Source organism: Shewanella sp. NKUCC06_TVS (assembly GCF_019345515.1).
Lineage (GTDB): Bacteria > Pseudomonadota > Gammaproteobacteria > Enterobacterales > Shewanellaceae > Shewanella > Shewanella oncorhynchi.
In genome coordinates this window covers 332,454-344,856 of record NZ_JAHKQX010000002.1, presented here as the reverse complement: position 1 = coordinate 344,856, position 12,403 = coordinate 332,454, and the positions used below count along the sequence as shown (strand labels likewise).

Here is a 12,403-nt window from a genome sequence, read left to right as displayed (position 1 = left end):
AAATAAAGGAAGATAGTGTATGCAATTAAATAGTCTTGGGTTTCCCCGTATTGGGCGTCGTCGTGAATTGAAATTTGCCTTAGAAAAATACTGGCGTGGTGAGAGCACTCAGGCGGAATTACGTGAAGTGGCGAGTGAACTTCGCCGCACCCATTGGCAGTGGCAAGCTGCTGCGGGCATTGAGCAAGTTCCCGTAGGTGATTTTGCCTTTTATGATCAAGTGCTGACCTTAAGCGCGACTTTAAATGCCATTCCTGATCGTCATCGTGGTGAAGGGGCAATCGATCTCGATACTTTATTCCGTGTTGCCCGCGGCAGAGCGCCAACGGGCCAAGATGCGCCAGCCTCTGAAATGACCAAGTATTTCAATACTAACTATCACTATCTGGTACCTGAGCTCAGCCAAAACCAAGTGTTTTCGATTGCCTATGAGCAATTTTTCGATGAAGTCAGCGAAGCGCAAGCACTAGGCTATAAAGCCAAACCTGTTCTACTCGGCCCAGTTAGTTACTTGCACCTTGCTAAAACTGTGAGTCAAGAGTTCGATAAGTTAAGTTTATTACCGAATTTATTAGCTGCTTATGCTGACATTTTGGCGCGTTTTGCTGCTCAGGGAGTGCATTGGGTACAGCTCGATGAGCCCATTCTCGCATTGGAATTGGATGGCGAATGGCAAGCGGCTATGACTGAGGCGTATCAAGCACTCAGCACTGCGAAGGTGAAGATCCTTCTTACCAGTTATTACGGCGGTATCGCTCACCATCAAGCACTGGTATCAGCCTTGCCGGTCGCGGGTTTGCATGTCGATTTAGTCACAGCGCCGGATCAATTGGCAGTCTTTGCCAATGCGCTTGGTCAAGATCAAATTTTGTCGGCGGGTGTGGTCAATGGTCGCAACGTGTGGGCGGCAGAGGTGGATTTGATTGCCGAACGCATAGGCGCGGTTGCCCGTGATCTCGGAGATCGCTTGTGGATCGGTACTTCTTGCTCACTCCTGCATAGCCCTGTGGATTTAGAGGTGGAAGCCACGCTTGAGCCTGCGCTGCGTCAACAACTCGCGTTTGCGAAGCAAAAATTACTCGAACTGGCCAATGTGCGCCAATTGCTACTGGCACCTGAATCTATCGCGGCAAAAGAGATTGTGCAAACCTGTTTGGCACGCCGTGAGGCGAAAGCGCAGGCCGCCGACAGTCAAGTGATTGCCCGCGTTGCCGCGTTGACATCTGCCGATTATGAGCGCGTCAGTGATTTCAGCGTACGCCAAGCTGTGCAGCAGCAGAAATACCGTTTACCTCTGTTGCCGACCACCACCATTGGCTCCTTCCCACAAACACCAGCAATCCGTGGACTACGCAGTCGTTGGCGCAAGGGCGATCTGAGTGATGCACAATATACAGAGCAATTGCAGCAAGTCACCCGCGATACAATCGACCGCCAGCTTAAACTCGGTATCGATGTACTGGTTCATGGTGAGGCCGAGCGCAACGATATGGTGGAATACTTTGGTGAGCAGCTTGCGGGCGTTGGCTTTACCAAAAATGGTTGGGTGCAAAGTTATGGTTCACGCTGTGTTAAGCCGCCGTTGATCTATGGTGACGTCAGTCGTCCAAAGGCGATGACGGTCGATTGGGCCGAGTTTGCCCAAAGTCTCACCGACAAACCTGTAAAAGGCATGTTAACTGGTCCTGTGACGATTCTGCATTGGTCATTCGCCCGTGAAGATATCGGCCGCGATGTGATTGCGACTCAGCTGGCGCTGGCGATCCGTGATGAAGTGGTGGACTTACAAAATGCCGGTATTGGTATTATACAAATTGATGAGCCCGCCTTCCGTGAAGGTCTGCCATTGAAACAAAGTGAATGGCAAGCCTACTTAGATTGGGCGGTGAATGCCTTTAAACTCAGCGCTGCTGGCGTGACTGATGAGACTCAAATCCACACCCACATGTGTTACAGCGAGTTTAATGACACCATTGCCGCGATTGCCGCCATGGATGCCGATGTGATTACTATCGAGACTTCGCGTTCACGGATGGAGTTACTCAACGCCTTTGAAGATTTTGAATATCCAAATGAAATTGGCCCCGGTGTGTATGACATTCACTCGCCAAACCCCCCAAGTGTGGAGGCCATGGTGCACTTAATCGAGAAAGCGGCGCAAAAAGTGCCCGTACGTCAGCTGTGGGTCAATCCAGATTGTGGCCTAAAAACCCGTACTTGGGATGAAGTCGAACCCGCATTGAAAAACATGGTCGATGCCACGCGAGAACTACGTCGCCGCCTTGGTTAATATTATGCTTGAGTGAAATATTTTTTACTGAGCTTACTGAGCTTACTGAGCTTACTGAGCTTACTGAGCTTACTGAGCTTACTGAGCTTACTGAGCTTACTGAGTTTACTGAGTTTATTGAGTTAGTAACAGCGGATGCTTATGCATCCGTTGTTGTTTATTGCTTGCCGACGAACTTAAGCATCTCGCGGTAAGCCTTTTTCGATAATGCGCACCATACGCTCGGTTTTGCGGCGGGCTTTTTGTTGTTCAGTTGCAGCGCTTTCAGCAAGGCGCGATTGCTGGGCATTAAGCGCCCATTCAATATGCTCACGCACTATCTCATCGATATCTTCGCTGTGATTGCGGGCGTTAAGTGCGGCAATAATGCTTGGGCTTGCGGGAGCATTACCCAGTGCTACTGCAATATTACGTAGCCAACGTTTATGCCCAATGCGGCGAATGGCGCTGCCTTCAGTTTGTTTAAGGAACTCGGCCTCGCTCCAAGTAAAAAGGCTGAGAAGGTCAGGTTGCTTTAACTGCGGACGAATATGAAAGTCAGTTTCTTCAGTCAGCGGCGCTTGGCGATTGATGGGACACGCGAGTTGGCAATCATCGCAGCCATAGATGCGATTGCCCATGAGTGGCCTAAATTCTTCGGGAATAGCGCCCTGCAGTTCAATGGTGAGATAGGAAATACAGCGTCTGCCATCGACCACATAAGGTTCTACGATTGCACCCGTTGGGCAGGAGGTGATGCAGGCGACACAAGTGTTACAGCCTTCTTGAATGGGAATATCCACAGGTAGAGGCAAATTGATCAGTAGTTCACCTAAAAAGAACCAACTGCCAGCCTCATGGTTGAGTATGAGTGAGTGTTTACCTGTCCAGCCTATACCGGCTTTTTCGGCTAAGGGGCGCTCAAGTACTGGCGCTGAGTCAACAAAGGGGCGAAAGTCAGCTGCATCGAAACCGAGAGCAACTAACTCTGCACTGATTTGATCCCCCAGCTTTTTAAGCCGAGCGCGGATCAACTTGTGGTAGTCGCGACCTCCTGCATAACGGGAAATATAACCTAAGTTGGGATCGGTGAGATTCGTTGCAAAGCCAGCTTCGGGTGGTAAATAGTCCATCCGTACGGAGATCACCCGCACTGTGCCCGGATGCAGTTCTTGCGGGCGAGCGCGCATCATGCCATGGGTGGCCATATAGGCCATTTCGCCATGAAAACCTTTGTCTAGCCATGCTTGAAGTTTGGCTTCTTCAGCGGTTAAATCCGTATCGCAAATGCCAACCTGCGCAAATCCGAGTGCTTTTCCCCACGTTTTAATTTGCAGAGCGAGCCGCGACAGCATGCTGGCATAGGATTGGCTTGGGGTTTGATTGGCTAAAGTTGACATGAATTGATTGCAGCGAGGCTCTTGGCTAGGTGGCAATATGATAGCAGTTTTCACTTATTGAGGACGAGTTTACTCAGAAGGGGGCGTGAGGCGATATTTTCTTTGGGGTATTTGTTTATTTGCTGTTGGGATTGAGTCTATGATTAGGTCTAATGTTTATCGTTTGGTATTCGTATGCTGAGTGCGTTTCCCCTTAGGGCGTGTTTTCTTGCGATGAGCTTATTAGGCCTGATGCCTAATCTTGTTTTTGCGGCGCCTGACAAGTTGAAATTGGTGACCGAAGCTTGGCCTCCCATGAGTTACGAGCAAAATGGTGTGCCGCAAGGTTTTGCGGTGGACTTAGTCAATACCTTGCAATCAAGACTGGGTCAGAGTGAAAAAATCGATGTGTTACCTTGGGCTCGGGCGTATTCGATTGCCAATACCTCAGCGAACGTTTTACTTTTTGCTACGTCAATTAATGATGAGCGAGCTGAGCAGTTTGATTTTATCGGTCCTATTGCGACCAGTAAAATTGCATTGTACGCAAGGGCGGCAGATCCTATCGCTCTCGATCAACTTGCTGAACTTCAATCGACAGATATTGTGGGGGTTTATCGGGAATCGGCGGGTGCGCAGTTGCTACAACAAGCGGGCGTGGATAATTTGCTGGTGGCGAGTTTTCCGCAGCAATCGGCGAAACAGTTGCTGTTTTCTCGAATTCGTTTTTGGTGCCAGGCGGATCTTGCGGTAAAGCAGATACTCGAAGAAGTGGGTGCGAGTGAGACAGATATCCGCCAAGTGTTTGTAGTATCGGAGATTAATCTCTATTTAGCTTTTTCTAAAGGGACATCGGCGGCAACCGTTATCAGTTGGCAAACAGAGCTTGAGAAAATGAAAGACTCAGGTGAATTTAGTCGTTTGTATCAGACATGGTTTGGCACTTTGCCACCGCCATTACAACATCAAGTGTTTTGGCATAAGGCCGTTTAATTCTCTCTTAAAGCCTCATTCTTGGCTGATTTCACACAATTTCTGCCCGCATTTTTAGCCTCATAAAGAGCATTGTCGGCCCGCTTTAGCAAGGTGGCAAAATCTTTATCTTGATATGCATCTTCAGTATTATTTTGTGGTTCTAAAGTGGCGACACCAGCGCTAACGGTCAATTTGAGTTCTGCTGGTAAATTCTGTGCGCTAAGGCAGCTAATATGGTTCTGCAATTGATGCGCCAGCGCCAACGCACGTGTGGCATCAGTGTTAGGCAATAGGATTAAAAACTCTTCACCACCGATGCGGCCAACGAGGTCTTTATTACCCGATAAGGCTCGGCCTGCATTTGCAATGGTCATAAGGGCGCGATCGCCTAATTCATGGCCGAAGTTATCGTTGATTTTTTTGAAGTGATCCGCATCAAAAATAATCACTGAAAAAGGGCTTTGATGTTTTAAGGCTTGCTGAAAATATTTCGCGGCTTGGGCATAAATATGCCGACGATTAGGGAGTTTGGTAAGGTAATCCGTGAGGGCAATAACTTGCAGTTGGCGATTTCTATGTACTTGTTTATAAGCGAATATAGACACTATCGTCAGGATAAAGCCCGCTAGTAATAGGATAATGTGTTGCAGTGATTTGTTCTTTTCGAGTAGCGCGAGCTCTTGTTCTTTAAGGTTTTGGTTTTCAATCAAGCGTTGATTTTCTGATTCAATCCGACTGGTATCAAACTTGACCTTTAATTCTGTCGTATGATGGGAGAGAGAATTGCCATCGACTTTTTTTGTTAGGGTAACAAATTCTTGCAGCGCTCCGTAGGCGGCAGATAAATCATTCATCGCCACATATATGTTACTTTTAAGCTGCAGCAGTTGAGTGAGTCCCCGATTATTCTGCAGAGTGCGAAAGGCTTTTTCCCCTTGCTCAAGTTCGGTAAGCGCCTCTTTATAGCGAGCTTGTTGAAACTTTATATCGGCCATAAAAAGCTTCATGAAGCTGTAATCGGTCAGATCTTTTTCATTAATAACAGTATCGGCTTCGATTAAATACTTTTCGGCTTCGTTTAGACGATTGAGTTTGATTAAACTGTAGGCAATATTTGTTGCCATAGTTGCTGCCACTTTTTCCTGCTGATGTTCCTTGAAGTATTGATAACTTACTAAGAAATTATCTACGGCCTGTTGATGTTCACCGAGTTCATCTAAGGCAAGGCCAATGTCCGAGTTGACATACATTGCCTGTTCTTGGTTATTGTTTTTTAGATAGAGAGCTTTGAGTTTGGTGTAATAGCGGATTGCACTTTGGGGATCGCCATAACGTCTAAAACTGGTAGCAACATCGGCAAGGTTAATGTTAGCCCAACCGCTTAAATTGAGTGATTCATAGAGATCTTGCGCTGTGACGAGATCGTCTAATGCCGCAGAAAAATCGCCAATATAAGAGTAAAGTGCGCCGCGAATGCTGCGCGAGTCGGCGATTAGCTTTAGGTCTTCATGCTCATAGGCACGTTTAACACTGAGATTATAGCCTTCCATCGCGCCATCCATGTCACCACTTAATTGCAGAAACCAAGAGCGGCAGAGCGTGAGGTCGGTAATGAAATGGGGGGAGGCAGTTGGCGGAATATTGCTCAGTGCTTGGTTAGTATTTTTAAGTGCCAGTGCAATAGCTGTGTCGTTTTCTGTATTCTGATCCCAGCATTTAAGCAGTTGCAGCTTTTCATGACGGGTGACATCGTCAGTCGAAATTAGTTTGCTTAATAACGCTAGATTGCTTTCGATTTCTTCACGGGTCATAGGGACGCCGCTTTCAAATCTTGCAAATATTTTATCAACCTGAGTCTTTTCTTCTGCCATAGCGTTGCTGAGCGGCAGTAGAAGCAGCAATAAGGAGAATGATAAATACCTAAGTTTATGTAGCAAAAAAGATTCCTGTTCGCATTAAAATCAATAGCTAATTATTAGCTTAGCATAACTTGTTTGCTCATTTTTAATATAGATGTATAGCAATTTTGCATTCGGTTAATGATCAAGGTATAAACTCCGCCTTGGTTATTATCCCACAAAGGAATCACCCTTGAAGAAATTACTCTGTGCTGCATTATTCATGATGAGTGGCACTAGCTGGGCAGGCTCAGATTTAGAAACCTCTGGCGATGTATTGCATTTATTATTACCCGCTACTGCGATGGGTGCGACCTTGTTTTATGAAGAGGGTTATGATGGTAGTTGGCAGTTAATTCAGGCAGCGGTGTCGAGTCGGTTAATTGTTGAAGGTCTTAAGTATGGTGTGAGTAAAGACAGGCCAGACGATAGTGGCGATGATTCGTTTCCATCGGGTCATACCTCAGACAGCTTTATGGCGGCGACGTTTATTCAGCAGCGCTATGGTTGGCAATATGGTTTACCTGCCTATGTTGCCGCATCTTATGTGGGCTACACCCGAGTGGCGAGCGACCAGCATTACCTCGAGGATGTGTTAGCTGGCGCGGCGATTGGCGCGCTGGCGGGTTGGTATTTTACTCAACCCTATGAGGGGATTACAGTTACGCCGATTGCGGGTAACGGCGTTTATGGTTTATATGTGAGTGGCCAGTTTTAAGACTATTTTTGGGATGCGAATCGAGATTTTTATGAGCGAATTATCAGCTGTTTACCGCGAAACTGCCGAGCAGATTTCTTACAATGTTGCGAATAAAGTGTTACCAATGGCGAAATTACCGGGTGACTTATTAGCAGCGTACCAAGGTTTGTGTGCCGAACTGTTGGAAGACAGGGAAGGTAAATTTAGCCAAGCTTGGGCATCTTTACCTGCCAGCGCACGTAATCTAATGGAACAAGCCGCATTCCACGGTTTCTATATCGCGAATGCTTGGTTGCAATTGAGTCGTGTCGCCCAAGAAATTTCTGAGCAAGCCGATACCGATAGTGCAATCCAAGAGCAAGAATATAATGGCATTTTTACGCGCTTAGCCGATGAATCGCTCAAAGAAAGCCTACGTAAGTTGAAGAAAGCGCGTACCGATCGTGCTTTGCTCAATAGCTTTAAACAGGTGATGGCGCCTTAGTTTTTATTGAAATCAGCACAGAGTCAGAAAATTAAAAAGCCCGTTACTGCAAAGTAACGGGCTTTTTGCTGGCTAGCACAAACGCTCAACTAAGCTGCTTTACTGCGACTTGGGTCGCGGCAACGCTATGCTTAGAACGAAGTGCGTTTGTAGCGGCGATATTCTGGACTCCAGAAATTGCCTTCAATCGACTGCTGTAAGATCTCATCGCTCATTGGCAGCGTTAACCCTTGTTCAACTGCGACTTTACCTACGGCGAAAGCAATATGCTTACTCACCGCATGGATATCTTCGAGTTTAGGCAGTAGTGGACCTGTACCATCGATTGCCAGTGGCGAACATTCGGCAAGTGCGCGACTTGAAGCCATCAGCATGGCATCGGATACATGACGTGCGCCAGACGCTAATACGCCTAAGCCAATACCTGGGAAGATAAAGCTGTTGTTGCACTGGGCAATTTCATAGGTTTCACCATCGACAACCACTGGCTCGAACGGGCTGCCCGTAGCGACGAGTGCTTGACCTGAGGTCCAATGCAAAATGTCCTTCGGTGTCGCTTCTACGCGACTGGTCGGGTTCGACATAGGGAAAATAATCGGCCGAGCACAATGGCTGTGCATAGCACGGATGATTTCTTCGGTGAAGAGTCCTGGAACGCCAGATACCCCAATCAGCACTGTCGGCTTGGCGTTGTTAACCACATCGAGCAGTGAAATATTGTCGCTGAAATTGCTCCAATTTTGGATGTTGGTGCATTTCTGCGCCAATTTTTGCTGGAATGGCAACAGGTTAGGCATGTTGTCGAGCAATAAGCCCCAACGGTCAACCATACACACTTGAGTGCGAGCTTGCTCGTCGCTGATCCCTTCAGACACCATTTGTGCCACGATAGCTTCGGCAATACCGCAACCGGCACTACCAGCACCAAGGAAGGCGATACGTTGTTGATTCAATTCAGTGCCCGCAGCCTTACACGCGGCGAGCAAGCAACCAACGGCAACCGCAGCAGTACCTTGAATATCATCGTTAAAGCAGCAATAGCGATCCTTATAACGCTCTAGGATCGGCATGGCATTCTTTTGGGCAAAGTCTTCGAACTGGATCAAAGTATCCGGCCAACGCACATGTACAGCTTGCATAAAGGCTTCGATAAACTCGGCGTATTCTTCACCACCGATGCGTGGATGGCGCCAACCCATATACATAGGATCTTCTAACAACTGCGGATTATCTGTGCCTACATCTAAGGTAATAGGCAGGGTATAAGCCGGACTGATACCGCCACAGCTAGTGTAGAGTGACAGCTTACCGATAGGGATCCCCATGCCGCCAATACCTTGATCGCCAAGTCCTAAAATACGTTCACCATCAGTGACTACGATAATTTTAACTTTTTGACGAGTCGAGTTATTGAGGATGTCATCGATCCTATCTTTGTTCGGATAGGAGATAAACAAACCACGGTTGCGGCGATAGTTTTTCGAGAAACGTTCACAAGCTAAACCTACTGTCGGCGTATAGATGATGGGCATCATCTCGCTGATGTTATTTTGCACTAAACGATAAAATAAGGTCTCGTTTGTGTCTTGGATATTACGTAGGTAAATGTGCTTGTCTAAGTCGTTATTGAAACTTCTAAATTGATCGTAGGCGCGAGAAGCCTGCTCCTCAATCGTTTCAATGGCATAGGGGACTAAGCCTTCGAGGTTAAAGAAAATACGCTCTTCTTCAGAAAATGCACTGCCCTTGTTAATCAGTGGGGCTTCAAGAATGGCAGGTCCTGCAAACGGAAGATAGAGGGGGCGTTTATTATCGTCCATGGGTAACCTTTTGAGTTATTGTTTAAGTGGTCAATACGTGCTGTAAGTCACGTAAGGTTATCATGAAATGTGATCTTTGTTGTCCGTGGAGCGAGGTATTTGTGGTTTTTTTTGCAGCAGTAAAAAAGTCAGCTGTTTTAAACAGGATTTCTGAGGTTGTTGAGATGGAATTGTTAAGGTCTTGTTTATATCCAAACAAGCTCAGGTGTAGATAAACATGGATATAAAAAAACGCAGCCTAAGCTGCGTTTTATGTCATAAGTTTAGCGTTATACGCCGCGATACTTAAGTGATAAGCCGCGGATAAAGTTACGCAGTATTTGATCGCCACACTCTTTAAAATTCTTGTGGTCTGGATTGCGGAACAGGGCGCTTAGCTCTGATTTTGACATTTGCACTTCGGCTAAAGCCAAAGCTGCTACTATGTCTTCTTCACGCATTTCGAGGGCAACTCTCAGCTTTTTAAAGATGAGGTTGTTGTTTAAACGTGAAACGGGCGCTGGAATTTCTGCACCTTCACGTAGACCGCGCTTCTCTATGATAAGACCATCTAAAAACTGACATAAGGTCGTGTCGTTACAAGCTTTATAACCTTCTTCCTCTTCTTTACGTAGAAGATCAATCATCTCTTCGACAGGCACTTCTCTTCCAGCTTTAGCAAAAATTTTAATCATTTTTGCATTGCTAAAATCAAACACGAAGCGCAAACGGCGCAAAATATCATTATTAATCATGGTCATCTCTTGGCGCGGCTGCGCTGTCTGGTTTAAGAGCCCGCATTATACACCCAAACCACCTTAATTGCAGAATTCAGCGGGAATTTAATGGCAGTTAGTTAAGGCCATTTATTGCTCCGGCATAAACATTCTGTGCAATTAACCTTTAATGATGTTGTACCAATAGATAAACAGTGCCGCGAAAATCAGTAGATAAATCAAGCCAAACCAAGAGAGGAGTTTCATCTTAGTGCCGTATCTATCGGCCTCGGGGAGCTGTTTGCTGGTCATTAAGCGGTAATTTAACCAAGCAAAAATGACTGTGGTCATAAAGGCCAAAATCATCACAAACTCGAGTAACGGTAAGAGTGCACCTTTAAAGAAGAGGATCAGCAATAAGCCAAAGGCACTGATGACGAGCATGATCCCTGTGAGACGTTTATCTGAACTGGTCTTTGAGGTGAGTAACTGCCAGCCCATATCTAAGGTACGGCTATAGCCATCGATCACTGTTACTGTTGTGCTGAAAATACACAGAAATGCCACAATACCAATAAGATAACGACTCTCGCCGCCCATCACTTGGCTGTAAAGATTAATCAATTGATTAGCAAACTGCGCGCCGGAATCTGAAAAGTGTTCGCCACTGCCATGCATCACTAAAGCGCCCAAGGACAAAAACACGATCGCGAGGATCGCAGTGATTATATAGCCTAAGTTAAAGTCGAGCAGCGCCTGCGCTTTCGTCACTGTCTGGCTTTTTTGTTTTTCGAGCAACCAGAGAGAATTCCAAGCGCTGACTTCAATCGGGGCTGGCATCCAACCCATCATGGCGACCAAAAATCCCACATGGGCCCATTGCCAAGGTGAAGGAGAGATAAAATTGCTCGCTAATGGTTGAGCGTGATCCCAAGCTAAGGCCACGGCAATTAAGGTGGTTAAGGTTAGGGCGAACATGATGATCTTAGTGAGTCTATCAAGCAGTTGATAATGGCCTAAAATCAGTAAAGCCAATGAACTCAGTAATACCAGTAGGGCTAACCAATCGATGGGCAGCGGAATAAATTGGGTCAACATAGCGGCGGTTAACATGCATACCCCTGCAGTACTGGCAATGGCGGCGATCACATTGAGCCCAGTAAACAGCAGTAAGTAACCTCGGCCCTGTTTTTGGTAGCCGTGCAGTAGACTCTCCCCTGTGGCAGCTGTGTAGCGTGCGCCAGCTGCAAAGAAGGGATACTTAAGTAAATTCACCCCAAGAATAACCCAAGCCAGTTGCCAACCAAATTCGGCGCCCGCCCGAGTCGAGGCGACTAAATGGGATGCGCCAATCGCCGCTGCGGCCATAAGAACACCTGGGCCCATGGCTTTAATGCCGAGAGTTAGGTGTGTCATCCAAGAGGATGAAGGAGAAGTTACTGAAGATTCTGTCATGTCGTTATTAAAAATGCCTGTTGAAAATTAATCTGGGGAATCGAATAAGCCCTCATGCTAAGGCTGCGCTCATGTTAAAGCCGCGCTAACGCTAAGTGAGTGGCTCAACATTAAAGGTAAAGTGATTGAACTAAAAGTCGTTTTATTCAATTTATCTGTTTAATTTTTGGCTGAGTAAAGTTTCAATGCGTTTTAAGCTTGCAGCCATTTCGACTACGATTTGTAATAGCGTATTATCTGGCTGTGCCGATGGGATTGTTGGGTGCAAGGGTTGGGTAAGCCGTTCTTTTTGTTCTAATACGCGGGCTCTAAATCGAGGCGCATCGACTATGCCGACTAAGCTTATCAATGCGCCTGCGCCCGATTGCCCTGCGGTTTCTACCGTGAGTTTATGCAGACCAAATAGGCGCATAATTGGGCCTTGGATCAATGCCATATCGGTAATTTTGTCCAAAGGCACAGTGTTTTCAGTACGAGTTAATATGCCCCTCCTGACAATAAGTTTATTGCTGGTGAGCTCGGCACTCATATTGCGAATATAGCGGCGAGTCCCCCAGAGCCCGATTGGAAACCAAAGTAATAACAAGGGAATACCTATTATGCTTAGGCTGAAATAGGCGGCGCCTGAAAGCAACCAATACAGACCTAAATGGGTTTCAAACTCTGCTTGATAAATAATCTTGTCTTCCATCTTTTTTCCTTAAATTCTGATATTCAAATACTGCGAC

General features: G+C 46.5%; 10 protein-coding genes. 4 read left to right on the top strand and 6 right to left on the bottom strand.

The features are described 5' to 3' along the window. Positions 1-19 precede the first annotated feature (19 nt). On the top strand, positions 20-2,290 hold the full coding sequence (metE, locus tag KO531_RS03565; RefSeq protein ID WP_219250398.1) for a 5-methyltetrahydropteroyltriglutamate--homocysteine S-methyltransferase: 2,271 nt from the start codon (positions 20-22) through the stop codon (positions 2,288-2,290). 176 nt (positions 2,291-2,466) lie between these two features. On the opposite strand, the gene queG is transcribed toward metE, so the two are convergent. After that, the gene (queG, locus tag KO531_RS03560) at positions 2,467-3,669 is read right to left on the bottom strand and encodes a tRNA epoxyqueuosine(34) reductase QueG (protein WP_219250397.1); all 1,203 of its coding nucleotides are present in this window, start codon (positions 3,667-3,669) and stop codon (positions 2,467-2,469) included. A gap of 174 nt (positions 3,670-3,843) precedes the next feature. On the opposite strand from queG, the gene KO531_RS03555 reads away from it, so the two are divergent. Beyond that, positions 3,844-4,641: a transporter substrate-binding domain-containing protein gene (locus KO531_RS03555; RefSeq protein WP_028761670.1), complete on the top strand. Its 798-nt coding sequence runs from the start codon at positions 3,844-3,846 to the stop codon at positions 4,639-4,641. Here the strand turns inward: KO531_RS03555 and KO531_RS03550 are convergent. Further along, complete coding sequence (locus KO531_RS03550; RefSeq protein WP_219250396.1) at positions 4,638-6,560, bottom strand: GGDEF domain-containing protein; 1,923 nt, start codon at positions 6,558-6,560, stop codon at positions 4,638-4,640. The genes KO531_RS03555 and KO531_RS03550 overlap by 4 nt on opposite strands. 154 nt (positions 6,561-6,714) lie before the next feature. Here KO531_RS03550 and KO531_RS03545 point away from each other — a divergent pair, with 154 nt between their 5' ends. Both KO531_RS03545 and KO531_RS03540 read left to right on the top strand, forming a co-directional pair. Further along, positions 6,715-7,239, top strand: coding sequence for a phosphatase PAP2 family protein (locus KO531_RS03545; RefSeq protein ID WP_113939058.1), 525 nt, complete (start codon positions 6,715-6,717; stop codon positions 7,237-7,239). 31 nt (positions 7,240-7,270) lie between these two features. After that, a complete protein-coding gene (locus KO531_RS03540; RefSeq protein WP_105250165.1) occupies positions 7,271-7,705 on the top strand; it encodes a DUF3069 domain-containing protein in 435 nt (144 codons plus the stop codon). Between the two features lie 131 nt (positions 7,706-7,836). Here the strand turns inward: KO531_RS03540 and KO531_RS03535 are convergent, their stop codons facing one another. From KO531_RS03535 to KO531_RS03520, 4 genes are all read right to left on the bottom strand, one after another. Next, positions 7,837-9,525: an NAD-dependent malic enzyme gene (locus KO531_RS03535; protein ID WP_105250164.1), complete on the bottom strand. Its 1,689-nt coding sequence runs from the start codon at positions 9,523-9,525 to the stop codon at positions 7,837-7,839. Between the two features lie 269 nt (positions 9,526-9,794). Next, complete coding sequence (locus tag KO531_RS03530) at positions 9,795-10,259, bottom strand: DUF1456 family protein (protein ID WP_168824742.1); 465 nt, start codon at positions 10,257-10,259, stop codon at positions 9,795-9,797. Between the two features lie 141 nt (positions 10,260-10,400). Next, positions 10,401-11,675 (bottom strand): Nramp family divalent metal transporter, encoded by a 1,275-nt coding sequence (locus tag KO531_RS03525; RefSeq protein WP_131523746.1) that lies wholly within the window; start codon positions 11,673-11,675, stop codon positions 10,401-10,403. 151 nt (positions 11,676-11,826) lie between these two features. Next, on the bottom strand, positions 11,827-12,366 hold the full coding sequence (locus KO531_RS03520; RefSeq protein ID WP_131523745.1) for a PH domain-containing protein: 540 nt from the start codon (positions 12,364-12,366) through the stop codon (positions 11,827-11,829). Between the last annotated feature and the right edge of the window lie 37 nt (positions 12,367-12,403).